Source organism: Brevundimonas vesicularis (assembly GCF_014204545.1).
In the GTDB taxonomy this organism is placed as follows: Bacteria; Pseudomonadota; Alphaproteobacteria; order Caulobacterales; family Caulobacteraceae; genus Brevundimonas; species Brevundimonas vesicularis_B.
Window position 1 is genome coordinate 1 of record NZ_JACHLJ010000007.1, and the last position, 26,029, is coordinate 26,029.

The window sequence follows — 26,029 nt, forward strand, 5'->3', positions numbered from 1 at the left end:
CCGCCGGCCGGCCCGTTTCCGAGCGAGGCGGCTCTATACGGACCACCAACTTTGTCAGCAAGCGGATTCTGACCAACAAGGGGAAGTTTCTCGCAAAACCGGAATCGGCAAACGGCGCGCGCCCCTCTCAGCCTGCAATATAGGTCCGCAAGCTCTCGGCCTCATGGGCGTGCTCGGCGATCTGGCACTTCACCACGTCGCCGATGGAGATGACGCCGACCAGACGATCCCCCTGCATGACCGGCAGATGCCGGATGCGCCGATCGGTCATGCGGGTCATCAAGGCCGACATCTCCTCGGCCGGTTCGGCATAGATCACCTTGGCCGTCATATAGTCGGCGACCGGACGGTCCAGCGCATCGGCGCCGTCGGCCGCCAAGGCCTTGACCACATCGCGTTCTGAAAACACCCCGACCACTTGGTCGCCGTCACAAACGACCAACGCCCCTACCCGCTTCTGCTCCAGTTCTGCGCACGCCTGCGTCACCGTCAGATCCGGCGCGATCGAGAAGACGGCGTTTCCCTTGGTCTTGAGGATTTCGGCGACGAACATCGCGGTCCCTTCTCTCTATAAGAGACGACCGCAGGGCCGGAATGGCGACAGGGCCGCTCAGGGAGCGATGATCGCTCAGCCCCCGTCCGGAATCAACGCTTCTCAGCGATCAGGCGCGGCGCCCCTTCCGAACATCCGCCCCAAGGGACCGATGGCCAGAAAGCCGACGACGAACCCGACCGCATGCGCTTCCCAGGCGATCCTCGCTCCCTCGGCGCCGGGCAGACCGCCTATCATTCCGGTCACGGCGTTGACCGCCATCCAGGTGATGGCCGCGCCGATCACGCGGCGATCGCCCATCGGCAGCACCCTGCCCTGTCCGCCCAGCAGCCGTGTCGCGGCCCCGATCAGGCCGAAGACGGCGCCGGACGCACCGACCATCGGCTCGCTGGATCCCCAGTGGATCAGTCCATAGCCCAGCGACGCCAACACGCCGCACACCAGATAGAAGAGCAGAAAGACCGTCGGACCAACCTTGGTCCCGAACAGCCGCGCCACCGGCGTCCCGAACGCCAGCGCGGCCACCGCATTCATGATGGCGTGGGTCCAGCCGCCGTGCAGCAGCATGGCCGTCACCAGCCCGCCCCATCGCCCCTGCTCCAGATCAATGGGCGCGAAGGCCATGCTCATGCCCATGTCGGGCAGGTCGCGCTGGAAGAAATAGAGTGTCGGCATCGACGCCGCGATCAACAGCACGACCAGCGGCACGTTGAACATCGGCTCTCGCGCCGGGCGGCTGTTCGGCGGATCGAATCGACCGGATGCGTCTGACATGACGCCACAAATGCTCAGTGACCTGCGTCACATCAAGCGCTTCTTAATAACCTTAATGCAGGTTGGGGTGCGGATCACGCTCGTGGTCCGGCGTCCGTTTGTGCGCGAGGAACCCTGGAATGCCCGCCAAGAGGCTGTTTGTATCCACCGCCGTCATGGCCTTCGCCGCCGCTGCAAGCGTGCCGGCGATGGCGCAGTCGACGGGTTCGGGCGGCGCAGCGCGCTTCCAGCAAGGCTATGGCGGTGCGCGTACGGCCGCCAATACGGCCGCGACCGGCTATACGCGTGACGCCAACGGCAATCGGCTGATCGTCAACGGCATAATCCAGTCCGGCGCCTCATCCTATTCCAGCCAGTCCGGCGGCGCGGCCTCGGCCTATGCCGGCGCAGGCGCCTCCAGCAACGGCGGCACGACCATCGGCGGCTCCACCGCCATCGGCAATCAGCTGAACGTGGTGGTCCAGGGCAGCCGCAACACCGTCATCGTCAACTCGACCCAGACCAACACCGGCGCCATCAACGCCGGTACGGCCCTGAACGGGAACATCAACCTGCCATGAGCCGCCGTCATCTCATCAAGGGGGCCGCCGCCGTCTCGGCCGTCGCCCTTCTGCTCGCCGGCTGCGTCAGCCCGGTCGCGGGTCCGTCGGGTCAATATGCGACGCCGATCGGCAATGCCCCGGTGACCGCCAACCCGACACCCTATTCCGCCGCGCTCTATTGCCTGGCCGACTACGCGCGTCGCTACAACCTGCCTTCGCCGCGCATGGCTGTCGGCCGGATCAGCGACTACACCGGCACAGTGTCGTCCGACGGCGGTCGCCAGATCACCGGCGGCGCGTCCCTGATGGCGAACTCGGCGCTGGCCAAGGCCGGCGCCCGCATCGTCGAACGCTACGACACCTCGGTGTCCGAGCTTGAGCTGCGCTACGCCAACAACAAGCTGATCGGCGACCAGGCCCCCGACGCCAAGGGCCCCGAAGACACGCAATACCGCCGCATCCTGGCGGGTCAGGTGCCGGGCTCCGACTTCTATGTGGTCGGCGGCATCACCGAGGTGAACTACAACATCCGCTCAGGCGGCTTCGACATCGCCGGCGGCGAGGTCGACAGCAACCGTCCCGGCTCGGGCATCGTCAATCACCGCGTCTATGTGATGAACATCGCCATGGACCTGCGCCTGGTCCAGACGACCACGCTGGAGGTCGTCGATGTCGTCTCCTATCAGAAGCAGATCATCGGCCGCGAAATCTCGGCCGGCGTGTTCGACTTCCTGAACGGCAATGTCTTCGACATCTCGGCCGGCACCGGCGGGATGGAGCCGACGCAGCTGGCCGTCCGCGCCCTGGTCGAACGGGCCACGGTCGAGTTCATGGCCAACCTCTATGGCGCCCCCGGCCCCGAAATCTGCCTGAACCCCGCCAATGACCCGCTCGGCGATTCCACGGTCGGCCCGACCGGCGGCTATTATCCGGCCTATCCCACTCAGGACACCAACAATGGCCAGACCCGTGCCGATCCGTCTCGTTGGCATGATGGCCGCGACGGCGACGTTCGCCGCACTCGCCACTGAGGCGAGCGCGCAGCAGACGCCGGCCTGCGATCCGCAAGCCGGCGAAACCTGCTCCAGCACCCAGACCCAGACCGGCGACGTCACCGGCCTGGTGGACATCGACCTGTCCCTCGATCAGTTGACCGTCAGTACAAACGCCCAGGGCAATGCGCTCGCGGGCGGGGTCACGGCCGCCTCCGCCGGCCTGATCTCGCGCCAGTCGATGACCGGCGCCACGGTGGCCCGCAGCAATGTGGTCGTGAACGGAGAGGCCGACGGTCAGCTCAGCGTCGATACGACCGCGCGCGGCAACTATCTCGGCGTCACCACCGATCGCGCGACCTTCGCCGTGGACTCGAGCCAGTCCGCGACCGGCGACCGGGTCGAGGCGGGCACCTATGTTCAGGCGCCGAACGGCCGCGTTCTGCAGGGTGGTTTCGCCACCAGCACCGCCGTCGCCAACACCGTCGCCCTGGGCGGCCCCTCCTCATCCCTGACCGGCGTCATCGACCAGAGGGCCCAGACCACCGTCTTCGCCGAGACCGTCGCCGACGTTCAATACATCCCCGCGCCTGCCACCTTCTCGTCCCAGGCCGTCGCCAATGCGGTCCAGACCAATACGACCGGCGCCTCGCACCAGGATCTGGGCATTCGCCAATCGAACGCCGCCTCGACGACCGAGGCGCGCACCGACGTCTATGTCGACAACGGCTGGGACCTGACGGTCGGCGCCAACGCCGGAGCCAACCAGGCGATCACCGCCAACGCCGGCGGCTCCATGCTGATCCAGACGGACCAAGCCAACGCCGGCCGCGTCCGCGCCGACGCCCGCGTCCAGACCAATCTCCAGGGCCAGACGGTTCTGGCGGCCCGCAGCGTCGCCAACGAGACGGTCGCCGGCAACAACGACATCTATCTGAAGCTGGACAACACCCAGCTGAACACCGGCGGGGTCGAGGCCAACGCAACCTATGTCGGCGTCAACGGCTATGACGCCTATGTCGGCTCCGACGCGGTCGGCAATGCGGTGACGGGCTATGCCTGTTCCCAGTGCGGCGGCGACGTCAACGTCAACAACAACCAGACCAACAGCGGCAATGTCACCGCGACCACCAACGCCACGGTCTCGTCCGGACGCACCGCCGTTGTCGGCGCCAACGCCGTCGGCAACAGCGCCAGCTTCTACATCAGCCGCCCCGGCGGCTGATCCGAACATGACAAGTCGGTAAGGTTTGCCAGCCCCGCTTGTGGCGAAGGCAAGCACCCTTTACACGTCCGACATCGCGCCATCGGGGGTTGCGGTTTCGGAGTGATATCATGCGTTCTGCGCGTCATCTGCTGCTTGTCGCCGTTTCGGGACTGGCCCTGACCACCGGGGCGTTCGCCGCCCCTGCTCTCGCCCAAACCGCGCCGCCCGCTGCGGCCGCCGCCGGTCAGGTCGCGCCGTCCGCCCCCTGGGCCCAGGCCGCCAGCGACATCCCCGCCGATCCGGCCGTCCGTTACGGCCTGCTGCCCAACGGCATGCGCTACGCCCTGCTGCACAATGCGACGCCTCCGGGCCAGGCCTCCTTCCGCCTGCGCATCGACGCCGGCTCGCTGATGGAGCGCGACGATCAGAAGGGTCTGGCTCACTTCATGGAGCACATGGCCTTCAACGGCACCAAGGACGTGCCGGAGAACGAGATGCTGCGCATTCTGGAGCGCCTGGGTCTGGCCTTCGGCGCCGACACCAACGCCTTCACCAGCTTCGACCAGACCGCCTATATGCTGGAGTTGCCCAACACCAAGGACGAGACGGTCGATCCCAGCCTGCACATCCTGCGCGAGATGATGTCGGCGGCCCTGATGGCGCCGGACGCCATCGATTCCGAACGCGGCGTCATCGTCGGCGAAGAACGGACCCGCGACACGCCGCAACTGCGCGTGCTGAAGACCCAGCTCGGCCTTCTGGCGCCCGGCCAGCGTCTGTCGGAACGCCTGCCCATCGGCGACCTCGACATCATCCGCACCGCGCCGCGCCAGCGCTTCGTCGACTTCTACGACGCCTACTATCGCCCCTCGCGCGCCACCTTCATCGCCGTGGGCGACTTCGACGTGGATGCGATGGAGGCCAAGGTCCGGGCCGCCTTCGGCAACTGGACGCCGACCGCCGCCGATGGTCCGGAGCCTGACCTGGGAACCGTCGCCCCGCGTCAACCGCAGACCAGCATCCTGGTCGAGCCGGGCATCCAGTCCTCGATCCAGATCAACTGGATCAAGGCCCCGGACCTCAGCCCCGACACGGCCGCCGAACGCGCCGCCGACGTCCGTCGCGGCCTGGGCCTGGCCGTGCTGAACCGTCGCCTGGGTGAGATCGCCCGCGCCGACAACCCGCCCTTCATCGGCGCCGGCGCCGGCTATCAGTCGCTGTTCGACAGCCTGGACGCCGGCACCCTGTCGGTCGCCTTCAATCCCGGCGGCTGGCAGCGCGCGCTGGAAAGCGTCGAACAGGAAAGCCGTCGCCTGGCCGAATACGGCGTCAGCGACGCCGAGCTTCAGCGCGAAATCGTCAACACCCGCACCGCGCTTCAGAACGCTGTCGCATCGGCCGCGACCCGTTCGACCCCGGCCTTGGCGACCGGCCTTCTGGGCGCCGTCAACGACGACCAGGTCTTCAGCGCGCCCCAGACCAACCTCGATCTGTTCAACAAGGCCGTCGAAGGCCTGACCGTCGACCAGGTCAATCAGGCGACCAAGACGGTGTTCGAGGGCCAGGGCCCGCTGCTTCTGTTCAGCTCGCCCGTCCCGGTCGAGGGCGGCGAGGCCGCCGTCACCGCTGCGCTGGAAGCCTCGCGCAACACCCCGGTTCAGGCCCGCGCCGCCGAGGCCGAGCTGAAGTGGCCCTATGCTGACTTCGGCGCCCCGGCGGTCCCCGCCGCCCGTTCGGAAGTCGCAGATCTGGGCGCGACCCTGGTCCGCTTCCCGAACGGCACGCTGCTGAACATCAAGAAGACGGACTTCCGCGCCGATCAGATTCTGGTCAGCGCCCGCACCGGTCTTGGCGAACTGGGCCTGCCTGCCGACACCCTGTCGCCCCTGTCGATGGCCAGCACCGTCCTGGCCCCCGGCGGTCTGGGCAAGCTCAGCCTGGACGAAATGAACCGCGTGCTCAGCGGCCGCACCTACAGCGCCGCCGTCAATCAGGCTGGCGACGCCTATATCTTCGCCGGCGCCACCAAGCCCGCCGACCTCCAGCTGGAGCTTCAGGTCCTGGCCGCCTATCTGACTGATCCGGGTCTGCGCGGCGCCTCGTTCGAACAGACCAAGGCCATGTTCCCGCAGATCCTGGCCCAGCTGGGCGCCACGCCGCGCGGCGTCTTCCAACGCGACGGCTCGGGCCTGCTGGCCAGCGGCGACGCGCGTGAGACGACCCCGACCGCCGAACAGATCGCCGCGATCCAGATCGACGACATCCGTTCCGGCGTTCGCTCGGCCCTGGCCCAGGGTCCGGTCGAGATCACCGTCGTCGGCGATGTTGATATTGACGCGGTCATCGCCGCCGTCGGCTCGACCTTCGGCGCCCTGCCCTCGCGCGGCGAGGCGCCCACACCGCCCGCGGGCTCGACGGTGCGCAAGTTCCCGGCCCCGACCGCTACGCCGGTCCAGCTGTATCACACCGGACCCGCCGAACAGGCGCTGGGCTTCGTCGCCTGGCCGACCACCGACCAGGTTGAAGATCGCAAGACCGCGCGTCAGCTGTCGATCCTGTCGGACGTGCTGCAACTGCGCCTGAACGACGAAATCCGTGAGAAGCAGGGCCTGGCCTATTCGCCCAGCGCCGGCTCGACCGCCTCGGACAACTATCCGGGCTACGGCTTCATCTCGGTGACTGCGGAAACCCCGCCGGCCGCACTGCCCAAGCTGTTCGAGACGGTGGACGCCATCGCCGCCGACCTGCGCGACAATCCGATCAGCGAGGATGAACTGAACCGCGCCCGTCGCCCGGCCGTCGAGCGCATCCGTCGCAGCATGGCCGACAATGGCTATTGGCTGACCCAACTGTCGCAGGCCCAGAGCGATCCGGCGACGCTGGACCAGACCCGCAACCAGATCGCCACCCTGGAAGCCGTCACCGCCGCCGACCTTCAGGCCCTGGCTCGCCAGTATCTGAAGGCCGACAGCGCCTGGCGCGCCACCGTCACCGCTCAACCGGCGGCCCAGTAACGCCCACGAAAAAGGCCCCGGTTCTCGCGAACCGGGGCCAGTCGTCAGGATCGTCGACGGAGAGCCGACGGTCCTCTTGTCTCATGTCCCGCCTGATCGGCGGCTGAACGGGCGTGTTTAGGTCCGGTTCAGAAGACCCGGCCGCCGACGCCGCCGTCCAGGGTGATCACCCCGGTCAGCACGGTCGCGCTCTCGACCTGCTCCTCACGGTATTCGGTGTATTCCTCTTCGCGATACATCGTCAGGATCTTGATCCCGGCGCCGTAGCGACGCAGCAGCGAACGCTCGTTGCAATCCCGCTCGGGCTTCTCGGGCCGGCATTCCAGCTTGCCGCCCGTTCCGTACCACAGCGCCTCATGCTTGCGGCAGGTCAGGGTCGTGCCGTGATCGAAGCTGATGTCGCCGTTGTAGTCGGCGATGGTCGCCTGCAGCCAGGTGCCCGACAGGCAGCGATACAGCTCGCCCTCGAACCCTTCGGCGATCTCGCGGTCCGGCCGCACCTGCGAGGCGGGGTGCGGCACCTGGCGGTCGTCGATGCAGACGGCCTGGATCACGACCCGCTTCATCATGCTGCGGAAGGCGCTGTAGGGGGTGCGCACGGTCTGGGCGATCACGCCCTCGACGGCCAGGCCCTGGATCGTGGTCGGATAGGGTTGATCGACGCTGACATAGGCCGCGCCGCCGCCTCCGCCGAAGCTGCCCGAGAACCCGCCGGCGCGCGCATTGACATAGGACCGCGCGCCCGCGTTGGCGTTGGCCCCGGCGCCCGCGTTCGCATTGGCGCTCGCGCCAAGGTTCACGTTCACATTGACGTTGGTGTTGATGTTGCCGTTCCAGTTGCCGTTGGAGCCGCAGTTCACGCCATTCCCGCATGAGGGCGGCTCGGGCGGAGGCGGCGGCTCGCACGAGGTGCAGGGCGGCGGCTGACAGCCGGACGTGCATTGCGCCAGCGCGGCTCCGGCGCCCGCCGAGACGGCGAGACCGGCCGCCAGGCCCAGCATCCATTTCGTGATCCGCAGCCGCATCGGCGGGAACTCCCAAGCGAATATCGTGTCGGCCGAACAAGATTTCGGCCGATCCTCCCGTCACAAAACCGCAAAAGCCTTTCGTTTCCGTTGATACGGCGCGCGCTTCGGGATGGCGCAATGCCGCATCCGTCTGCTAGACCGCCCGCACAATGACCGTCCGCGTCTCCATTCGCCTGATTTCGATTAGCTGCCCGGCGTAGCGCTTCTGGGCCGCATGGCCCCGTGCACGCCGGGATCGAAAGCCCTCAAGCAGCGCGAAGCGCGATAGGGCGAAGAGAACAGCGACCTAATTTTCAAGACGCCGAGACGACCGATGGCCGACGCCCCCGAAAACACCTCCGAATCCACCGCCCGCGACTATCGCGACACCGTCTTCCTGCCCGAGACGCCCTTCCCCATGCGCGGCGGCCTGCCCCAAAAGGAGCCGGTCATTCTGGAACAGTGGGGCGACCTCTACGGGACCCTGCGCGCCGAGCGCCAGAGGCAGAACGCCCCCCTCTACGTCCTTCACGACGGCCCGCCCTACGCCAACGGCGACATCCACATCGGCCATGCCCTGAACAAGACGCTGAAGGATTTCGTGGTCCGCAGCCGGTTCCTCTTGGGCTACGATGTCGACTACGTCCCCGGCTGGGACTGCCACGGCCTGCCGATCGAGTGGAAGATCGAGGAGCAGTTCCGCGCCAAGGGCCGCCGCAAGGACGAGGTGTCCAAGGACGAGTTCCGCCGCGCCTGCCGCGAATACGCCGGCAAATACATCGACCTGCAAAAGGACCAGTTCCACCGGCTGGGCATCGTCGGCGACTTCGCCAACCGCTACGCCACCATGGACTTCACCTCTGAAGCCGCCATCGTCGCCGAGTTCCACAAGTTCAAGAACTCGGGCCAGCTTTATCGCGGATCCAAGCCCGTCATGTGGTCGCCGGTCGAGCGCACCGCTTTGGCCGACGCCGAGATCGAGTATCACGACCACGTCAGTCCGACGATCTGGGTCAAGTTCCCGGTCACGGCCATGTCGGACGACCATCCCGACGACCTGCTGGCCTTCCGCTCCAGCACCCCGTCCATCGTCATCTGGACGACCACGCCCTGGACCATCCCGGCCAACCGCGCCATCTCCTACGGCCCCGAGATCGCCTATGGCCTGTATGAGGTCACGGCCATGGAGGAAGGCCTGGAGTTCGCGCCCTGGGCCAAGCCCGGCGACCGCCTGATCCTGGCCGACAAGCTGGCCGAGGAGGTGTTCAAGGCCGCCAAGATCGCCGCCTGGACCCGCGTCTATGACATCAATCCGTCGGGCCTGGAGACCGCGCACCCGCTGGCAGCGCTCGACAGCGGCTACGGTTTCTCCGTGCCCCTGCTGGCCGGCGACCACGTCACCGACGACGCCGGCACCGGCTTCGTCCACACCGCGCCCGGCCACGGCGCCGACGACTTCGAGGTCTGGAAGGCCCATGGTCATCACGAGGTGCCCGACACCGTCGATCCCGACGGCGCCTACTACCCCGGCGTCCCCCTGTTCGCAGGCCTGAAGGTGCTGGAGACCGAGGGCAAGAAGACCGGCAAGTTCGGTCCGGCCAACGGCGCGGTGATGGAAAAGCTGATCGAGGCCGGCAACCTGTTGGCGCGCGGTCGGCTGGAGCACTCCTATCCGCACAGCTGGCGCTCAAAGGCGCCGATCATCTTCCGCAACACACCCCAGTGGTTCATCCGCATGGACCAGCCCCTGAAGAGCGGCGACACCCTGCGCGAGACGGCGCTGAACGCCATCGACGCCACCGCTTTCCATCCCGTCGCCGGCAAGAACCGCATCCGCTCGATGGTGGAGGGCCGTCCCGACTGGCTGGTCAGCCGCCAGCGCGCCTGGGGCACGCCGCTCGCCATGTTCATCGACAAACAGACGGGCCAGCCCCTGCATGACCCCGAGGTTGACACCCGCATCGTCGCGGCCGTCGCCGAACATGGCGCCGACATCTGGTTCACCGCGCCGGACAGCGATTTCCTGGGCGCCCACGACCCGGCTCGCTACGAAAAGGTCGAGGACATCCTGGACGTCTGGTTCGATTCCGGCTCGACCCACGCCTTCACGCTCGACCCGCGCCTGCCGGAAAACGGCTACACCGGCGACCGTCCCGCCCACTGGCCCGCCGACCTCTATCTGGAAGGCTCCGACCAGCACCGCGGCTGGTTCCAGTCTTCCCTGCTGGAAGGCTGCGGCACGCGCGGCCGCGCCCCGTTCAAGGCGGTCCTGACCCACGGCTTCACCCTCGATGAAAAGGGGGAGAAGATGTCCAAGTCCAAGGGCAATACGACCGACCCCCTGACCATCATCAAGGAATCCGGCGCCGACATCCTGCGTCTGTGGGTGGCCCTGGTCGACTATTCGGACGACCAGCGGATCGGCAAACAGATTCTGCAGACCACGGTCGACGCCTATCGCAAGCTCAGGAACACCGTCCGCTACCTGCTGGGCGCCCTCGCAGATTTCGACGAGGCCGAACGCCTGCCGCTGGACCAGATGCCGCCGCTTGAGAAGTTCGTCCTGCACCGCCTGCACGAGTTGGACGCTCAGGTCCGTACGGCCTATGGTGAATACCGCTTCCAGGACGTCGTCCGTCCGGTGCTGGAGTTTTGCGCCGGCGACCTGTCGGCCCTGTATTTCGACATCCGCAAGGACGCCCTCTACTGCGACCGCCCCGACAGCCAGCGTCGCCGCGCCGCCCGCACGGTGATGGACGAAGTCTTCATGCGCCTCACCGCCTGGCTGGCCCCGTTGACGCCCTTCACCATGGAAGAGGCCTGGACCACGCGCTTCCCGGATGCGGGCTCCAACTGCGCCCGGGTGATCCCCGACACTCCGGCAGAATGGGAGAACGAAACGGCCTACACCAAACTCAAGAACCTGCTTCCCATCCGCGAAGTAGTGCTAGGTAGTTTGGAACTGGCACGACGTGACAAGATGATAGGATCCAGCCTCGATGCTGATGTTCTCATCGTCTTGGATGACCCGGCTTTGATCCAACTGGTTCAAGACGTTGCAGGGTCTGAGAATCCTGACCAGTTCATGGCAGACTTCTGCATCGCCAGTGTCGCAAGGCTGACTCGCGATGACCCTCAAGGTCCCGAAGTGCCATTCAGACTGCCTGAACATGCAGGCATAGGCGCCCTAGTGCGACGCTCCGACAACCCGAAATGCGCCCGCTCCTGGCGCCGGGTCCCCGACGTCGGCTCCGACCCCGCCTATCCCGACCTCTCGGCCCGCGACGCCGATGCGGTTCGGTACTGGGACCAGACGCACGCCTGATCGCACCAAAGTCTCCTCCCCACGCGTGGGGAGGGGGACCGCGAAGCGGTGGAGGGGTTCTTGACGTCTCAAAGGCGCCGAGATGCGCTGAAGAGCCCCTCCGTCTCTCCGCTGCGCTTCGAGCCACCTCCCCATGAAATGGGGAGGAGACGATGCCCAGCCATCGCAATGCCGCTGGTCCATCCGCAGCGATTTCAACCGCTTGTCGATTTATGTCGCCGTTCTCCCATCCACGGGGTCACGGCCCCATAATGCCCCCGTCTCGTCGCATGGAGGGCCCGCCTGGCCTGCGACCTTGCGGCGGCGGGAGCGGAGGGAACGGGGGCGATGGTGAAATCCCATCGCGGCGCCGGGGCTGATCGGTCGGGCAATCGCCCCGGCGTCCGCAGTCGCGTCGCAGGGTCGAGGGGGATACTCGGTCGAACCGGGGATCGGGGATCGCTGCTCCGACCCGCCCGTCGCAAGCTTATGGGGTTAGGCGATAAGACCGCCACCGCTCGGCGCCCCGAGCTTGCAGGCCAACCTTCCGCGCGGAGCGTCATACCCTTCGTCGAAACGGTAATCTCTAATCACACTCCGGGCGAAGGCCCGGCGCTCCGCCCAGCCCTCCAGACTTCGCAGGCAAATAGCCGCGAAGCCGGAGCCGTTTTCCGTCCCGCGCGACACTGCGTCATCTTGTCAAACCGCCCCTCGCGCCCCAACTGCAAAGCCTACCCAAATCACACCTTCGCTCGCACAGGAGCCCTGATGCCGCATGCCGACAGCCTGATTCTCACCCTGGTCGGGGGCTTTGTCCTCGCCTTCGTGTTCGGCATGCTGGCGCATCGGCTAAAACTGTCGCCCCTGGTGGGCTATCTCGTCGCGGGCGTGATCGTCGGCCCCTATACGGGCGGCTTCGTCGCCGACACCGAACTGGCCCCGCAACTGGCCGAGATCGGCGTCATTCTGCTGATGTTCGGCGTCGGCCTGCACTTCTCGCCCAAGGACCTGATGCAGGTCCGCAAGGTCGCCATTCCCGGCGCCCTGGTTCAGATCGGCGTCGCCACCGTGCTGGGCTGGGGGCTCGGCCGGTTCGTGCTGGGCATGGGCGATGTCGAAGCCCTGCTGATGGGCTTCGCCCTGTCCGTCGCTTCGACGGTGGTTCTGCTGCGCGCTTTGGAAGAGCGCAAACAGGTCAAGGGCGAGATCGGCCGCATCGCCGTGGGCTGGCTGATCGTCGAGGATCTGGTCATCGTCATCGCCCTGGTCATGCTGCCGATGGTGCTGGTTCCGGCCGGAACCCAGACGGACCTCGCCGCGCTGGGGACCGACGTCGGCCTGACCCTGCTAAAGGTCGTGTTGTTCGTCGTCGGCATGCTGGTCGTCGGCGGCAAGGTCATTCCCTGGCTGCTGATCCGCATCGCCCACACCAAGTCGCGCGAGCTCTTCACCCTGGGCGTCCTCGCCATCGCCCTGGGCATCGCCTGGCTGGCCTATTTCCTGTTCCACTCCTTCGCGCTGGGCGCCTTCCTGGCCGGTCTGGTGATGAACGCCTCGCCCCTGGGTCACAACGCGGCCGAGCGGTCCCTGCCGCTGCGCGACGCCTTCGCCGTGCTGTTCTTCGTTTCGGTCGGCATGCTGTTCGACCCGATGATCGTGGTCCGTCAGCCGTGGGCGGTCTTGGGCGTGCTGGGCATCGTCATCGTCGGCAAGTCGGTCGCGGCCCTGGTCATCACCAAGACGTTCAAGCTGGATCGGCCGACCGGATTCACCGTCGCAGCGTCCCTGGCCCAGATCGGGGAGTTCTCCTTCATCCTGGCCGCGCTCGGCGTGTCGCTGGGCGCCATGAGCCGCGAGACCCACGACCTGATCCTGGCCGCCGCCCTGCTGTCGATTTCGCTGAACCCCTTCGTCTTCCTGTTCACCGACCGGATGGGTGGAAGGCCGAAGCCGCCCACAGCCGGCGCGATCCGACCCGCAGCGGCGGACGGCCCGATCACGGATGCGGTCGCGGCGCCCTGAGCCCCTTTCCGCGCCGCCCGCCGCCCGCTATCGTCCGCTCATGGACAAAATCGCCGCAGATCAGGCCGTTCTTCACTATGGCGACGGCGAATTCGCCGTCCTGAAGCCCGGCCGCTTCGTGCGCTGCGCCGTCACGGACAAACCGATTCCGCTGGAAGTCCTCCGCTACTGGAGCCCCAGCCGTCAGCAGCCCTATTTCGGTCCCGCCGAATTCATCGCGTCGATGCAAGCCGCCACATGATCCCGTCGCGCCGCGCCCTGCTGACCGGCGCGGGCGCCAGCCTGATCGCCGCGCCGCTGATGGCTGAAGATCGCAACGCCCTGCCGCTGACCCTGAACGGCGCCTGGCGTCAGGGCGGCTACGCCTTCGGCCGCACTGCGCCGCGCGCCCTGATCTTCGTCGATGGCGAGGCACTGACCACCGCTTCGACCGACGGCCTCTTCGTGATCGGCTTCGACCGCGACGCCGGTCCGACCACCCAGGTCGAGGCCCGGGCCGGGGGCCGGTCCGCCCGTCGTACGCTCGACATCGCCCCCTACGCCTTTCCCTCGACCAGCGTGAACGGCCTGCCGCCCTCGACCGTCGAGCCCAGCGACCCCGCTCTCCTGGCCCGCATCCAGCACGAGATCTCGCTGAAGACCGAAGGCTTCGCCAGCCGCATCGACTCCGACGATTTCAAGGACGGCTTCATCTGGCCGCTGGAGAGCTACCGGGTCTCCAGCGCCTGGGGCGCCCAGCGCGTCCTGAACGGAACGCCCGCCCGGCCGCACTACGGCATCGACCTGGCCGCTCCCCAGGGCAGCGTCATCCGCGCCCCCGCCGAGGGCCGCATCGCCTTCGTCCGCCCCGACATGCATTTCGAAGGCGGCCTGACCCTGATCGACCACGGCCAGGGCCTGATCAGCTGCTATCTGCATCAGTCGCGGCTGGACGTGGCGCTGGGCCAGCGCGTCCGGCGCGGTGATCCGCTCGGCCGCGTCGGCATGACCGGCCGCGCCACCGGCCCGCACCTGTGTTGGCGCATGAAATGGCGCGATCGCAACCTGGATCCGTCACTCATGATCGGGGCGCGTGTTCCAGAAAGTCTAGCCTGATCAAAGGCTCCTCTTGCGAGACTACGAATATCCTCTTAGCCTCGATCAAAGATCTGGCGGGGCCCGATGTTCTCTCTGAAATCGCTGAACGTCCTGCTGGTGGACGACAATCAGAATATGCGCGCCATCGCTGCCGCCGTGCTGCATTCGGCCGACATCCGCAACGTCTATGAGGCGGCTGAGGGCGCGACCGCCTTCGACCTGCTGCGTCGCCACGCGATCGATCTGGCCATCGTCGATTTCAACATGTTCCCGCTGGACGGGGTCGAGTTCACGCGCCTGGTCCGCACCAGCCCCGACAGCCCCAATCCGTTTCTGCCGATCATCATGATGACCGGCCATTCCGAACGCAGCCGCGTCTACGAGGCCCGCGACGCCGGGGTGACCGAGTTCATCGTCAAGCCGATCACCGCCAAGGCCGTGCTGGATCGGCTGAACGCCGTCATCATGCGGCCCCGCCCCTTCATCAAGGCCGATGGATATATCGGCCCCTGCCGTCGCCGCCGCGATACGCCCGACTACGCCGGGCCTCACCGTCGAGGATCGGACGCCTCGCGGTCCAACGCCGCATAGACCTTGTCCGGCCAACGCTTGTGGACCCAGAACCAGTCCACGGGATGCTCTTTCACCCGGTCCTCGACGAAGCGATTGGCGGCCTGGATGCCGGCCAGCGTATCGGCCGCCTTGTCCTCGCTTTGATTGACCACGATCGGCTCGTGCGCCGTCACCCGGAACCGCACGCCCGGCAGGCGCACCACCGACAGCGGCAGCATGACCGTGTCGAACTTCAACGCCAGCCTCGCCGCCCCCGGCGAGGCGTTCACCGGCTGGCCGAAGAACTCCACCTCTGGCCCCTGATTGTATTTCTGATCCACCAGCAGGGCGATGGAATCGCCGCGCTTCATCCCCGCCATCAGTTCGCGCGTCCCGTCGCCCTTGGGCGCGAACAGGCGGATGCCGTAACGCTCCCGGCTCTGGCGGATCAAGGCGTCGACGTACGGATTATTGGCGGCGCGATAGGTCACCTGACACGGTACGCCCGAGGCCATGATCACCGCCGCCATCACCTCGAAGTTGGCCAGATGGCCTGAGATCAAAACGGCCGGCTTGCCGCTGTCGCGCAGGGTTTGCAGCCGCTCCATCCCGACCACCTCGACCCGCCCGCCCTCGGGCGTCAGATGATCCATGACCGCCAGCTCGGCGAAGGTCCGGCCCGTCTGGGCCCACTGCGCCAGCGCCAACGCCTCGCGCTCAGCGGCCGGCATGTCGGGAAAGGCGATGCGCAGATTGCGCATCACCGTCTTCTGCGTGCCGGTCAGCGGCCCCAGGGTGCGCAGCAGCCAGCCGCCCAACCCCGACGCCCGCTCGACGCCCAGCAAGCGCAGAAAGCCGAACAGCGCCTGGAAGCCGAAGGCCTCCAGGCGCCATGCGAAATCCTGCTTCCACTCTTTTGCGCTACCGCCCTTCGGGCTGCTTGAGCGCGTGTCTTCACCAGGCAATCGTCAATCCACCGTCCACCACAAGGGTCTGGCCGGTCACATAGGCCGACGCAGGGCTGCACAGATAGACCGCCGTGCCCGCGATTTCATCGGGCTGGCCGATCCTTTTCAGCGGCGCCGGCTCGGTGACCTGTTTCAACAGCTCGGGGTTCTCCCACAGATATTTGGCGAAATCGGTCTGAACCAGCCCGGGCGCGATGCAGTTGACCCGCACGTTCGACGGCCCCCACTCCACCGCCAGATTGCGCACCAGCTGCATGTCCGCCGCCTTGGAGATATTGTAGGCGCCGATCAGCGCGTTGCCGCGAAGCCCGCCGATGGACGAGATCACCAGGATCGCCCCGTCTTTCCGCTCCACCATCTGGGGCGCGACCATCTGGATCAGCCAGTGGTTCGAGATGACGTTATTCTGCAGGATCTTCTCGAACTGGTCGTCGGCGATGCCCGCCATCGGCCCGGCATAGGGATTGGTCGCGGCGTTGCAGACCAGGATGTCGATCTGGCCGAAGGCGGCGTTGGTCTCATCGACCAGCCGCTGCAGGTCTTCCTTCGAGGCGATGTTGGCCGGCACCGCAATGGCCCGACCCTCGCCGTACTTGCCGTTGATCTCGGCGGCGACTTCGTCGCACGGCCCGGCCTTGCGTGACGAGATGACGACCTTGGCGCCGTGTTCGGCCAGCCGTTCGGCGATGGCCTTGCCGATTCCCCGCGATGAGCCGGTGATGATTGCGACCTTGCCGGTCAGATCGAACAGTTCCATTGCGTTTCCCGTAGGTTTGGCGGGGATATTTGCAGCCCCGCTCTAGCCGAATGACATTGATAGCCTGATACTCAGGCGATTCCATCCGGGAGTGGCCGACCGCCAGCCGATGCGCAACGTAACAACGGGCTTTCTCTACTTCGCCTATCTGTTCCTCGGCATGACCGTAGGCGCCTTTCTGTGGCGCGCGGGCCTAGGGATCGGCGCAGGCGTGGCCGGAACGCTCGGCGCACTGGGCCTGTTGGGCGCCTTCCACGGCATCGTCACAGGCATCGCCGAGCGCCGCGTCCTGAAAAAGGAAATCGGCCAGGTTCGCGAGGCCCACCGCCTGCTCGCCGATGCGATGGAATCGACCCAGGGCGCCCTGACCGAACTGGCGCACGCCATCGAGACCGGCGTCCTGTCCGACACCGATGCGCTGACCGGCGAAGTCCGGATGCTGGAATCCCTGGTCCAGCAGATGAGCGAAAGCATCGACGAACGCCTGGCCGCCGCGCCGCATATCGGTGTCGAGACCTTCGAGGGCCGTCGCATGGCGCAGTCGAACGTCCTGCTGCGCACCATTCACGAGGCGCTCAGCGAAGGGCGCGTCGATCTATACCTCCAGCCGGTCGTCTCCCTGCCCCAGCGCCGGACGATCTTCTACGAGAGCTTCACCCGGCTGCGCGACTCCACCGACCGTGTCATGATGCCGGCGGAATATCTGTCTTTGGCAGAGGGCGAGGGCCTGGTGCCGGCGATCGACAATCTGCTGCTGTTCAGGTGCGCCCAGATCGTGCGGCGTCTGGCGCGTCAGGACCGCAAGGTCGGCGTCTTCTGCAACGTGGCCCTGACCTCGCTGGGCGACGAGACCTTCTTCCCGCAGTTCCTGGACTTCCTCAGCGAGAACCGCGACCTGAACCAGGCGCTGATCTTCGAACTGGGCCAGGCGACGTTCGACGCGCGCGGCGCCATCGAGGCGCGCAACATGGCCAAGCTGGCCGACCTGGGCTTCCGCTTCTCGCTGGACAAGGTGCAGACGCTGGACCTCGACTTCGCCGACCTGCAACGCTCGGACGTTAAGTTCATCAAGGTCGCGGCCGACCTGATGATCGAACAACTGCTGGACCTGGACGGCGGCGCACCCCTGCGCTCCATGCCCGACATCCAGGCCGCCGACTTCGCCGCCCTGACCCGCCGCTACGGCGTCGAGGTCATCGCCGAAAAGGTCGAGAACGAACGCCAGGTCGTCGATATCCTCGAACTGGACGTCGGCATGGGCCAAGGCCACCTCTTCGGCGAACCCCGCGCCATCAAGGAACAGGTTTTGGCCGAAACCGACCCCCCGGCCGAGTTCCTGCGCTCCACCCTGCGCAGCGCCGAGCAGCGCAGGCGCTACTAGAGCCACTGTCCCGTTTCCTCCCCGCTTTGCGGGGAGGTGGCGCGGCGCCCCTTCGCGCCGCGACGGAGGGGTTCTTCCCCCACGACAGGCGCCGAGCCAATTTCAAGAACCCCTCCACCGCTTCGCGGTCCCCCTCCCCATTTCATGGGGAGGAGACTTTCGCCTCTGCGTCGTAGCGGCTACCAAAGTCCCATGACTCTCCCCCACGCCCTGCCCCACCTCGGCGCCGTCGCCGGCGATTATGACATCCTGCTCTGCGACGTCTGGGGCGTGATCCATAATGGCCGCGAAAGCTGGGCTGGCCCGTGCGAGGCGCTGACCCGGTTCAACCGCGAGGGCGGCCACGTGGTGCTGATCTCCAACTCGCCCCGCCCAGCCTCGGACGTGATCACTCAGCTGGACGGGCTGGGGGTGCCGCGCGAGGCGTGGAAGGCCTTCGTCACCTCCGGCGACGCGACCCGCGCCGAACTGGCCAGGCGCGCGCCCGGGCCCGCCTGGATCGTCGGTCCCGAACGTGACGCGCCCCTGTACACGGGCCTTGGCCTCGAGCGCGCCGCGTCGCCTGAGGACGCCGCCTTCATCTCCGTCACTGGCCCCGTGGACGACACGGTCGAGACACCCGAAGACTATCGTGAGCGGTTCGCCGTCGGCGCCGCACGCGACATCGAACTGATCTGCGCCAATCCCGACCGCGTCGTGCAGCGCGGCGACCAGCTGATCTACTGCGGCGGATCGCTGGCCGACCTCTATGAATCGCAGGGCGGCCGGGTCGTGATGGCGGGCAAGCCCTTCGCCCCGATCTATGATCTGGCGATCAAGGAGGCGGAAGGCCTGCTGGGCCGCCCCGTCGATCGCTCACGCATCCTGTGCATCGGCGACGGCGTCGTCACCGACGTGATGGGCGCAAACGCGCAAGGGCTGGACTGCCTGTTCATCGCCCAGGGTATCCACGGCGACCAAGCCAAGGGCGAAGAAGGCGCGCTCGATCCGGCCCGCGCCGCAGCCCTGCTGAAGGCGGAGACGACCTATGCGCGATACGCCGCGCTCGAACTGAACTGGTAAGGCTCGCCATTTTGTCGCACCGCCGCTAAAGCCTCATCCATGGTCGAATTGGTTCAGCAGCATCCGTCCGGTGGTTACATCCTGGACGAACTTCACGTCGGCATGGCGGCCGAGAAAATCGTCGTCGCGACGGAGGACCGCATTCGGCTGTTCGCCGAGGCGTCCGACGATTTCAACCCGGTGCATCTGGACGAGGCGTTCGCCTCCAAGACCGCCTATCGCGGCCGGATCGCCCACGGCCTGCTCAGCGCCTCGTTCGGATCGGCCGTGGTTGGCACCATCCTGCCGGGGGCGGGGTCGATCTACATTTCCCAGACCCTGGCCTTCCATCAGCCGGTGCGGATCGACGACGTCGTGCGTATCCTGATCACCGTGATCGAGGTCGAGCCCGAGAGCGCACGGGTCAAGCTCAGCTGCGAGGGCTTCGTCGGCGAGACGATGATCATGGACGGCGTCGCGGTCGTCCGCGTTCCCCGTCGTCGCAAACCGTCCCAGCGTTGATGCAAATCGTCCGCGACTGGCGCGACCTGCGGGACGCGCTGAAGGGCGCGGCGGTCGCCGTCGGCGCCTTCGACGGCGTGCATCGCGGCCATCAGGCCGTGATCACCGGCGCACGCGACGCAGCAGAACGGCTGGGCGCGCCGCTGGGCGTCGTCAGCTTCGATCCTCATCCCCGCCGCTGGTTCCAGAAGGACGCCGCGCCCTTTCGACTGATGACGGCCGACCAGATGGCCGAAGCCCTGGCGCCGCTGGGTGTGGACATCCCGTATCTTCTGCCCTTCGACGCTGAGATGGCCGGCATGACCGACGCCGCCTTCGCCGAACGGGTGCTGGCCGAGGGTCTGGGCATTCGCCACGCCGCCGTCGGGTTCGACTTCACCTTCGGCAAGGGCCGATCCGGCTCGCCCGAGGCCTTGCGCGCCTACGGCGAGCGGCTGGGCTTCACCGTCTCGGTCGCCGAACGGCTTGACGACGCGGACGGCTTGAAACTGTCGTCCAGCGCCGTGCGCGAGGCGCTGAAGGCCGGCGACATGGCCCGCGCCGCCGCCATCCTGGGCCGCCCCTTCGCTATTCGGGGCGAGGTGATCCACGGCGACAAGCGCGGCCGCACCATCGGCGTGCCGACCGCCAACGTCGCGCTCGGCGACTACATGCGCCCCGCCTACGGCGTCTATGCGACCCGCAGCCGATTGCCGGACGGGCGGGTGGTCGACGGCGTGGCCAGCCTGGGCGTGCGTCCCATGTATGCGTTGGAGACCCCGCTGATGGAGGTCTGGCTGTTCGATTTCGACGGCGACCTCTACGGCCAGACGCTGGACACCGAACTAGTCGCCTGGCTGCGCGGCGAGGAGACCTTCGACGGTCTCGACGCCCTGAAGACCCAGATCGACGCCGACGCGGCGGCGGCGCGGGCCGTCCTCAGCCGCTCATAAAGGCCGAAGCTCCCCAGCGAACCGCTTCCAGTTCTGCACATAGTGTTCGGCCGACATTTGCAGCACGGCGATGTGCGCCGGGTCACGCTCCCGCACCACCTTGCCGGGCTGGCCCACCACCAGACTGTTGTCCGGGATGATCTTGCCCTCGGTGAGCAGCGCGTTGGCCCCGATGATGCAGTTCCGACCGATCTTGACCCCGTTCAGCACCACCGCCCCGATGCCGATCAGGCTATAGTCCCCGACCTCGCAGCCATGCAGCATGGCCTTGTGTCCCACCGTCACGCCGCGCCCCAGCGTCAGCGGCGACCCCATGTCGGTGTGCAGCACGCTGCCGTCCTGAATGTTGCTGTCAGGCCCCACTGTGATGGGATCGTTGTCCCCGCGCAACACGGCGCCGAACCAGACACTGGCGTTGGAATGGAGAATCACATTCCCTATCACCGATGCGCTTGGCGCCACCCAGTATTCGCCCTGCGGCGGAAGCTGTGGTTTGCTGTCGCCCAAAGCGTAAATGGTCATCTGTACACCGCCTAATCTTTGAAAAACGAGGGCTTTAACGGATCGCTAACCACGATAGCATCATTCTGTTGATGCGATTCGTGGGTCGCCATTTCGGCCCCGGATCCGAAACCGGATCAAGCCCGATCCGGTCATCAGGTCGGGGCTTTCGCGTGGCGCGTTGGGATCCTGGTTCGGTTGTTCGGCGGCGGGCGCACCCCGTTGCAGACGGCCCTGCTGTCGATCCGGGCCGCTGCTCTGCAGGCCGCGACCTCTTCCTCCCCAAGACCATCCAAGGCGGCGCCCGTTCGGGTCCGCCTTTTTTCATGCCCTGGAGGCGTCCATGACCAAGCGTGCTGCAACCAAGCGTCAAACGCGTGAACACGGAATCCTGGATTCGCGTGATTTCATGGAGGAGTCGAAAGTTCGTCGGCTCCATGCGCCCCATAATGAAAGGTCGGGTTGGTCGCCCTATCCTTCGAACGATGACCGCGACCAGGGCTATCTGAAGACGTTGAAGCCCAAGTCCGAGGGCCAGGGCGAGTTGATGGAGGCCATCGACCACCACAACCTGGTCATGGCGCTGGGTCCCGCAGGCACCGGCAAGACCTACCTCGCCGTCGCCAAGGCGGTCGAGGCGTTGGAGGCTGGCAAGGTCGGCCGCATCGTTCTCAGCCGCCCTGCTGTCGAGGCCGGCGAATCCATCGGCTTTCTGCCCGGCGACATGGAAGACAAGCTGGCGCCCTATCTGCGCCCGCTCTACGACGCCCTGTCCGATCGTCTGTCGATGAAGCGGGTCAAGGCGCTGATGGCCGAAGGCCTGATCGAGATCGCGCCGGTCGGCTATATGCGCGGCCGCACCCTGAACAACGCCTTCATCGTCGTAGACGAGGCGCAGAACTGCACCTACGTCCAGCTGAAGATGCTGCTGACCCGCCTGGGCTGGCATTCGACCATGGTGGTTACCGGCGACCCGCAGCAGTCGGACCTGCTGCCTGGCATCTCGGGCCTGTCGGACATCTCGGCGCGACTGGAGGCCGTACCGGACATCGCCGTGGTGCGCCTGGCCGAGCGCGACATCGTGCGTCACCCGCTGGTCGCCTCGATGATCGGCGTCCTCTAGAGCCTCAATCCTGCAGCCGACGTTCTACGGCGTCGGCTGCAGACCCGTTGCACCGCGAAACCAAAAGCCATTGTCCCCGGGCGCACCGCACCGCTAAAGGTCGGCTCGCGGCTGATGAGGGATTTCGATGCGCGTAGCGATGATTGGGACGGGCTATGTGGGCCTGGTGTCCGGCGCCTGTTTCGCCGACTTCGGCCATGTCGTCACCTGCATCGACAAGGACCCGTCCAAGATCGAGCGGTTGGAGCGGGGCGAAATCCCGATCTATGAGCCGGGGCTCGATGATCTGGTCGCCGCCAATGTGCGCGAAGGTCGACTGTTCTTCACGCTGGACGGCGCAGAGGCTATTCGCCGGGCGGACGCCGTCTTCATCGCCGTGGGCACGCCGACGCGTCGCGGCGACGGCCATGCCGACCTGTCCTACGTCCACGCCGCCGCCGAGGAGATCGCCGGTCTGATCGAAGGCTTCACGGTCGTGGTCACCAAGTCGACCGTCCCGGTCGGCACGGGCGACGAGGTCGAGGCGATTATCCGCAAGACCAATCCGAATGCCGACTTCGCCGTCGTCTCCAACCCCGAATTCCTGCGTGAAGGCGCCGCCATCGGCGACTTCAAACGCCCGGACCGCGTCGTCATTGGCATCGACGACATGACCGGCGACGTCGGCGGCCGCGCGCAGAAGGTCATGAGCGAACTCTATCGTCCGCTGAACCTGAACGAGAGCCCACTGCTGTTCGTGGGCCGTCGCACGTCCGAGCTGATCAAATACGCCGCCAACGCCTTCCTGGCGATGAAGATCACCTTCATCAACGAGATGGCCGACCTGTGCGAAGCCGTCGGCGCCGACGTCCAGCAGGTCGCGCGCGGCATCGGCCTGGACAAGCGGATCGGCTCGAAGTTCCTGCACGCCGGCCCCGGCTATGGCGGCTCGTGCTTCCCCAAGGACACCATCGCCCTGGTCCGCACCGCCCAGCAGTATGGCGCGCCGACAAAGCTGATCGAGGCCACGGTCGAGGTCAACGACGCCCGCAAGAAAGCCATGGCCGACCGCGTCGCTGCAACCTTGGGCACCAGCGTCCAGGGCAAGACCGTCGCCCTTCTGGGTCTGACGTTCAAGCCGAACACCGACGACATGCGTGACGCCCCGTCGCTGGACATCGCGCCTGCTTTGATCGCCGCCGGTGCGACCGTCCAGGCCTTCGATCCCGAAGGCATGCACGAGGCCGCCAAGCTGTTGCCGGACATACAGATGAAGGACAGCGCCTATGACGCCGTCGTCGGCGCCGACGCCGTCGTCCTTGTCACCGAATGGGATCAGTTCCGCGCCCTGGATCTGGACCGCATCAAGCTGCTGATGAAACAGCCGGTCCTGGTCGATCTGCGCAACATCTATCGGCCCGAGGACATGAAGAGCCGCGGCTTCCGCTACATGGGCATCGGGCGCGGCTGATGAGGTCGCCGATCCTCGTCACGGGTGCGGCCGGCTTCATCGGCATGCACGTCGCCGAGCGGTTGCTGGACCGGGGCGAGCAGGTGATCGGCGTCGATGTCTTCAACGACTACTACGATCCGCGCCTGAAGGCGGCCCGCGCCGCCCGGCTGGAAGGCCGCGACGGCTTTCGCATGGTGCGCGCCGACATCGCCGACCACGCGCAGATGCGTGCGTTGGTCGCGGACGCCGGGGTCAAGCGGATCGTCCACCTCGCGGCCCAGGCCGGGGTCCGCTACTCCCTCGAAAACCCCTTCGCCTATGAGCGTTCGAACCTGGCCGGCCATCTGTCGATGCTGGAGGCCGCGCGGCACAATGACGTGACCCACCTGGTCTATGCCTCGTCCAGTTCTGTCTATGGCGACCGGCCTCTGGAGGGTTCGGGCTTCCGAGAGGACGATCCGACCGTCCACCCGGTGTCGCTCTACGCCGCCACCAAACGGTCTTGCGAACTGATGAGCCAGAGCTACGCCAAGCTCTATGGTTTCCCGCAATCGGGCCTGCGCTTCTTCACCGTCTATGGACCCTGGGGCCGGCCCGACATGGCCTATTTCAGCTTCACCCAGAAGATCGTGCGCGGCGAGCCGATCGAGGTCTATGGCGAAGGCAAGATGGCGCGCGACTTCACCTATATCGACGACATCGTCGATGGCGTGGTCGCCGTGCTCGACCGACCTCCGGTGCAGGGCGTTCACGAGGTCTACAACATCGGCGACAGCCAACCCGTCGGCCTGATGGAGATGATCTCCACGCTGGAAACCGCGCTGGGCGTCAGCGCGAACAAGATCATGCGGCCGATGCAGCCCGGCGACGTCACCGCCACCTATGCGGACATTTCCAAGCTGAACGCCCTGTGCGGTTATCAGCCCAAGGTCCCGCTGAAGATCGGACTGGAAAAGTTCGTCACCTGGTGGCGTCAATACGAGAACGGTTGACGCAAGAAGGCTGGGGGGCCGATGCGACGCGAAATCCTGCCAGCCGGCGTCGCCCTGATGCTGTTCGGCGCAACCGACGCCTCGGCCCAGGCTTTGCGCTCGGCCCAGGACGCGCAAATCGACCTCTTCGTTCGCAGCCGGGCGGTCGCCGTGCGTGACCGGCCGCAACCCGCCTATGATCCGCTCGGCATCCGGGCCGGCGGTTTCACAGTCTTTCCCCGGCTTCGGTCGGGCGTCGTCCATGACGACAATGTCTTTGCGGCCAAAGACGACCGTCAGCCTGCAACCACCCTGCGCCTGACGCCTGAAGTCGTCGTCCGATCCAACGGGTCGCGTCATGCGCTCGAAACCCGCGCCCGCGCCGAGATCGATCGCAACCTCGACTTCGACAGCGAGAACACGACTGACTGGAGCCTGAGCGGCGCCGGCCGTCTCGACATCGTTCGAGGCGTCGACATCACCTTGGCCGCCGACTACGCCCACGATCACGAGGCCCGCACCGCCGCCGGCGCCGATCCCGCCGCTCGCCGCCCGATCGCCTTCGACCTGGCCTCCGCCTCGCTGGCGGCGACGCGCACACGGGGTCCATTGCGCCTGTCGGCCAAGGCCGCCGTTCTTCGCTATGACTACCGCGATGGGCTGAGCGACGCCGGCGCCGTCATCGAACAGGACGACCGTGATCGCACGGTCGTCCGCCTGACCGGCCGCGCCGACTACGCCCTCTCTCCCGCGACGGCCTTGTTCGTCCAGCTCGCCCGCGACGACCGCGACTATCGCACGGTGGCAGGGTCGCCCGAACGATCCTCTTCCGGCAATGAAGCCTTGGCTGGCGTAAACTTTGAGCTGGGCGCGCTGATCCGGGGCGAGGTCGCCGCCGGATACATCCGCCAGGATTTTCAGGACGCAGCCTATGGCGATCTCGACGCCTTCGGCGGTCGTGTGCGCCTGTCGTGGTTTCCAACGCAACTGACGACTCTGACAGCCACCGCCGCGCGCAGCGTCGAGGATACCGGCGCGGTCGGCTCGGCCGGCGCCCTGCGCACCGACCTGTCGATCAGCGTGGACCACGAACTGCTGCGCAACCTGATCCTGACAGCGGAAACGGCGTGGAGCGAAGACGACCACAACGGCCTCGACCGCATCGACACGCGCTTTACTGCGGGTTTCAGCGCCGTCTATCGCCTCAGCCGTCGCTATGGCCTGACCGGCGGCCTGGCTTATCTCGACCAATCCTCGTCCGGCGCTGCTGCAGGGCCGAGCTATCGCTCGACGCGCCTGTCCATCGCGGTCGTTTCGCAGTTCTGACGGCACGGCCGCAGCGCGAAGATTGACAACC

The 26,029-nt window shown here is 66.7% G+C and carries 23 protein-coding genes; 17 read left to right on the forward strand and 6 right to left on the reverse strand.

Annotation, left to right across the window (positions count from 1 at the left end; genetic code table 11):
- Positions 1-127 precede the first annotated feature (127 nt).
- Together HNP47_RS15665 and HNP47_RS15670 are read right to left on the reverse strand one after the other, a co-directional pair.
- Entirely contained in the window at positions 128-553 is a 426-nt protein-coding gene (locus tag HNP47_RS15665) for a CBS domain-containing protein (RefSeq protein ID WP_184280294.1), read from the reverse strand.
- Between the two features lie 102 nt (positions 554-655).
- Positions 656-1,327 (reverse strand): rhomboid family intramembrane serine protease, encoded by a 672-nt coding sequence (locus tag HNP47_RS15670; RefSeq protein WP_221415180.1) that lies wholly within the window; start codon positions 1,325-1,327, stop codon positions 656-658.
- A 119-nt stretch (positions 1,328-1,446) separates the two neighbouring features.
- On the opposite strand from HNP47_RS15670, the gene hfaA reads away from it, so the two are divergent.
- The 4 genes from hfaA to HNP47_RS15690 all read left to right on the forward strand — a co-directional run bounded on the left by hfaA (position 1,447) and on the right by HNP47_RS15690 (position 7,082).
- Complete coding sequence (hfaA, locus tag HNP47_RS15675; RefSeq protein ID WP_184280295.1) at positions 1,447-1,887, forward strand: holdfast anchoring protein HfaA; 441 nt, start codon at positions 1,447-1,449, stop codon at positions 1,885-1,887.
- Positions 1,884-2,900 (forward strand): holdfast anchoring protein HfaB, encoded by a 1,017-nt coding sequence (hfaB, locus tag HNP47_RS15680; protein ID WP_184280296.1) that lies wholly within the window; start codon positions 1,884-1,886, stop codon positions 2,898-2,900. The genes hfaA and hfaB overlap by 4 nt, the downstream gene beginning before the upstream one ends.
- The gene (hfaD, locus tag HNP47_RS15685; RefSeq protein ID WP_260394934.1) at positions 2,827-4,086 is read left to right on the forward strand and encodes a holdfast anchor protein HfaD; all 1,260 of its coding nucleotides are present in this window, start codon (positions 2,827-2,829) and stop codon (positions 4,084-4,086) included. The genes hfaB and hfaD overlap by 74 nt, the downstream gene beginning before the upstream one ends.
- A gap of 110 nt (positions 4,087-4,196) precedes the next feature.
- Complete coding sequence (locus HNP47_RS15690) at positions 4,197-7,082, forward strand: pitrilysin family protein (RefSeq protein ID WP_184280297.1); 2,886 nt, start codon at positions 4,197-4,199, stop codon at positions 7,080-7,082.
- 128 nt (positions 7,083-7,210) lie between these two features.
- Here HNP47_RS15690 and HNP47_RS15695 read toward each other — a convergent pair whose 3' ends face one another.
- The gene (locus HNP47_RS15695) at positions 7,211-8,107 is read right to left on the reverse strand and encodes a hypothetical protein (RefSeq protein WP_184280298.1); all 897 of its coding nucleotides are present in this window, start codon (positions 8,105-8,107) and stop codon (positions 7,211-7,213) included.
- A gap of 316 nt (positions 8,108-8,423) precedes the next feature.
- Between HNP47_RS15695 and ileS the strand changes: the two genes are divergently transcribed.
- From ileS to HNP47_RS15720, 5 genes are all read left to right on the forward strand, one after another.
- Positions 8,424-11,414, forward strand: coding sequence for an isoleucine--tRNA ligase (gene ileS, locus HNP47_RS15700; protein WP_184280299.1), 2,991 nt, complete (start codon positions 8,424-8,426; stop codon positions 11,412-11,414).
- 747 nt (positions 11,415-12,161) lie between these two features.
- A complete protein-coding gene (locus HNP47_RS15705; protein ID WP_184280300.1) occupies positions 12,162-13,415 on the forward strand; it encodes a cation:proton antiporter in 1,254 nt (417 codons plus the stop codon).
- A 40-nt stretch (positions 13,416-13,455) separates the two neighbouring features.
- Entirely contained in the window at positions 13,456-13,656 is a 201-nt protein-coding gene (locus HNP47_RS15710) for a DUF2093 domain-containing protein (protein WP_184280322.1), read from the forward strand.
- Positions 13,653-14,510: a M23 family metallopeptidase gene (locus tag HNP47_RS15715; protein ID WP_184280301.1), complete on the forward strand. Its 858-nt coding sequence runs from the start codon at positions 13,653-13,655 to the stop codon at positions 14,508-14,510. Before HNP47_RS15710 ends, HNP47_RS15715 begins: the two co-directional genes overlap by 4 nt.
- A 66-nt stretch (positions 14,511-14,576) precedes the next feature.
- Positions 14,577-15,083: a response regulator gene (locus HNP47_RS15720; protein ID WP_184280302.1), complete on the forward strand. Its 507-nt coding sequence runs from the start codon at positions 14,577-14,579 to the stop codon at positions 15,081-15,083.
- Here the strand turns inward: HNP47_RS15720 and HNP47_RS15725 are convergent.
- The gene (locus HNP47_RS15725) at positions 15,041-16,009 is read right to left on the reverse strand and encodes a lysophospholipid acyltransferase family protein (RefSeq protein ID WP_184280303.1); all 969 of its coding nucleotides are present in this window, start codon (positions 16,007-16,009) and stop codon (positions 15,041-15,043) included. The two genes, HNP47_RS15720 and HNP47_RS15725, sit on opposite strands and share 43 nt — an antisense overlap.
- Positions 15,999-16,769 (reverse strand): SDR family NAD(P)-dependent oxidoreductase, encoded by a 771-nt coding sequence (locus HNP47_RS15730; RefSeq protein ID WP_055805552.1) that lies wholly within the window; start codon positions 16,767-16,769, stop codon positions 15,999-16,001. Before HNP47_RS15730 ends, HNP47_RS15725 begins: the two co-directional genes overlap by 11 nt.
- A gap of 109 nt (positions 16,770-16,878) precedes the next feature.
- Here HNP47_RS15730 and HNP47_RS15735 point away from each other — a divergent pair, with 109 nt between their 5' ends.
- The 4 genes from HNP47_RS15735 to HNP47_RS15750 all read left to right on the forward strand — a co-directional run bounded on the left by HNP47_RS15735 (position 16,879) and on the right by HNP47_RS15750 (position 20,645).
- Complete coding sequence (locus HNP47_RS15735; protein WP_184280304.1) at positions 16,879-18,150, forward strand: EAL domain-containing protein; 1,272 nt, start codon at positions 16,879-16,881, stop codon at positions 18,148-18,150.
- A gap of 192 nt (positions 18,151-18,342) precedes the next feature.
- Positions 18,343-19,212, forward strand: a complete 870-nt coding sequence (locus HNP47_RS15740; protein WP_184280305.1) for a TIGR01459 family HAD-type hydrolase — start codon at positions 18,343-18,345, stop codon at positions 19,210-19,212.
- A gap of 39 nt (positions 19,213-19,251) precedes the next feature.
- Positions 19,252-19,713, forward strand: a complete 462-nt coding sequence (locus tag HNP47_RS15745) for a MaoC family dehydratase (protein ID WP_017506733.1) — start codon at positions 19,252-19,254, stop codon at positions 19,711-19,713.
- Positions 19,713-20,645, forward strand: a complete 933-nt coding sequence (locus tag HNP47_RS15750; RefSeq protein ID WP_184280306.1) for a bifunctional riboflavin kinase/FAD synthetase — start codon at positions 19,713-19,715, stop codon at positions 20,643-20,645. The genes HNP47_RS15745 and HNP47_RS15750 overlap by 1 nt, the downstream gene beginning before the upstream one ends.
- Here HNP47_RS15750 and HNP47_RS15755 read toward each other — a convergent pair.
- Complete coding sequence (locus HNP47_RS15755; RefSeq protein WP_184280307.1) at positions 20,640-21,167, reverse strand: gamma carbonic anhydrase family protein; 528 nt, start codon at positions 21,165-21,167, stop codon at positions 20,640-20,642. The genes HNP47_RS15750 and HNP47_RS15755 overlap by 6 nt on opposite strands.
- Before the next feature lie 310 nt (positions 21,168-21,477).
- Between HNP47_RS15755 and HNP47_RS15760 the strand changes: the two genes are divergently transcribed.
- The 4 genes from HNP47_RS15760 to HNP47_RS15775 all read left to right on the forward strand — a co-directional run bounded on the left by HNP47_RS15760 (position 21,478) and on the right by HNP47_RS15775 (position 25,998).
- Complete coding sequence (locus HNP47_RS15760) at positions 21,478-22,269, forward strand: PhoH family protein (protein ID WP_091752533.1); 792 nt, start codon at positions 21,478-21,480, stop codon at positions 22,267-22,269.
- 127 nt (positions 22,270-22,396) lie between these two features.
- Positions 22,397-23,719 carry a UDP-glucose/GDP-mannose dehydrogenase family protein gene (locus tag HNP47_RS15765; protein ID WP_184280308.1) on the forward strand — a complete coding sequence of 441 codons (1,323 nt, stop codon included), beginning with the start codon at positions 22,397-22,399 and terminating at the stop codon, positions 23,717-23,719.
- Positions 23,719-24,693, forward strand: a complete 975-nt coding sequence (locus HNP47_RS15770) for an SDR family NAD(P)-dependent oxidoreductase (RefSeq protein WP_409360167.1) — start codon at positions 23,719-23,721, stop codon at positions 24,691-24,693. Before HNP47_RS15765 ends, HNP47_RS15770 begins: the two co-directional genes overlap by 1 nt.
- 21 nt (positions 24,694-24,714) lie before the next feature.
- Entirely contained in the window at positions 24,715-25,998 is a 1,284-nt protein-coding gene (locus tag HNP47_RS15775; protein ID WP_184280309.1) for an outer membrane beta-barrel protein, read from the forward strand.
- The last annotated feature ends 31 nt before the right edge of the window (positions 25,999-26,029 follow it).

Bases quoted from the DNA above. Each gene is read 5' to 3' on its own strand.
- HNP47_RS15665 (WP_184280294.1), bottom strand. From the start codon at position 553: ATGTTCGTCGCCGAAATCCTCAAGACCAAGGGAAACGCCGTCTTCTCG.
- HNP47_RS15670 (WP_221415180.1), bottom strand. From the start codon at position 1,327: ATGTCAGACGCATCCGGTCGATTCGATCCGCCGAACAGCCGCCCGGCG.
- hfaA (WP_184280295.1), top strand. From the start codon at position 1,447: ATGCCCGCCAAGAGGCTGTTTGTATCCACCGCCGTCATGGCCTTCGCC.
- hfaB (WP_184280296.1), top strand. From the start codon at position 1,884: ATGAGCCGCCGTCATCTCATCAAGGGGGCCGCCGCCGTCTCGGCCGTC.
- hfaD (WP_260394934.1), top strand. From the start codon at position 2,827: ATGGCCAGACCCGTGCCGATCCGTCTCGTTGGCATGATGGCCGCGACG.
- HNP47_RS15690 (WP_184280297.1), top strand. From the start codon at position 4,197: ATGCGTTCTGCGCGTCATCTGCTGCTTGTCGCCGTTTCGGGACTGGCC.
- HNP47_RS15695 (WP_184280298.1), bottom strand. From the start codon at position 8,107: ATGCGGCTGCGGATCACGAAATGGATGCTGGGCCTGGCGGCCGGTCTC.
- ileS (WP_184280299.1), top strand. From the start codon at position 8,424: ATGGCCGACGCCCCCGAAAACACCTCCGAATCCACCGCCCGCGACTAT.
- HNP47_RS15705 (WP_184280300.1), top strand. From the start codon at position 12,162: ATGCCGCATGCCGACAGCCTGATTCTCACCCTGGTCGGGGGCTTTGTC.
- HNP47_RS15710 (WP_184280322.1), top strand. From the start codon at position 13,456: ATGGACAAAATCGCCGCAGATCAGGCCGTTCTTCACTATGGCGACGGC.
- HNP47_RS15715 (WP_184280301.1), top strand. From the start codon at position 13,653: ATGATCCCGTCGCGCCGCGCCCTGCTGACCGGCGCGGGCGCCAGCCTG.
- HNP47_RS15720 (WP_184280302.1), top strand. From the start codon at position 14,577: ATGTTCTCTCTGAAATCGCTGAACGTCCTGCTGGTGGACGACAATCAG.
- HNP47_RS15730 (WP_055805552.1), bottom strand. From the start codon at position 16,769: ATGGAACTGTTCGATCTGACCGGCAAGGTCGCAATCATCACCGGCTCA.
- HNP47_RS15735 (WP_184280304.1), top strand. From the start codon at position 16,879: ATGCGCAACGTAACAACGGGCTTTCTCTACTTCGCCTATCTGTTCCTC.
- HNP47_RS15740 (WP_184280305.1), top strand. From the start codon at position 18,343: ATGACTCTCCCCCACGCCCTGCCCCACCTCGGCGCCGTCGCCGGCGAT.
- HNP47_RS15745 (WP_017506733.1), top strand. From the start codon at position 19,252: ATGGTCGAATTGGTTCAGCAGCATCCGTCCGGTGGTTACATCCTGGAC.
- HNP47_RS15750 (WP_184280306.1), top strand. From the start codon at position 19,713: ATGCAAATCGTCCGCGACTGGCGCGACCTGCGGGACGCGCTGAAGGGC.
- HNP47_RS15755 (WP_184280307.1), bottom strand. From the start codon at position 21,167: ATGACCATTTACGCTTTGGGCGACAGCAAACCACAGCTTCCGCCGCAG.
- HNP47_RS15765 (WP_184280308.1), top strand. From the start codon at position 22,397: ATGCGCGTAGCGATGATTGGGACGGGCTATGTGGGCCTGGTGTCCGGC.
- HNP47_RS15770 (WP_409360167.1), top strand. From the start codon at position 23,719: ATGAGGTCGCCGATCCTCGTCACGGGTGCGGCCGGCTTCATCGGCATG.
- HNP47_RS15775 (WP_184280309.1), top strand. From the start codon at position 24,715: ATGCGACGCGAAATCCTGCCAGCCGGCGTCGCCCTGATGCTGTTCGGC.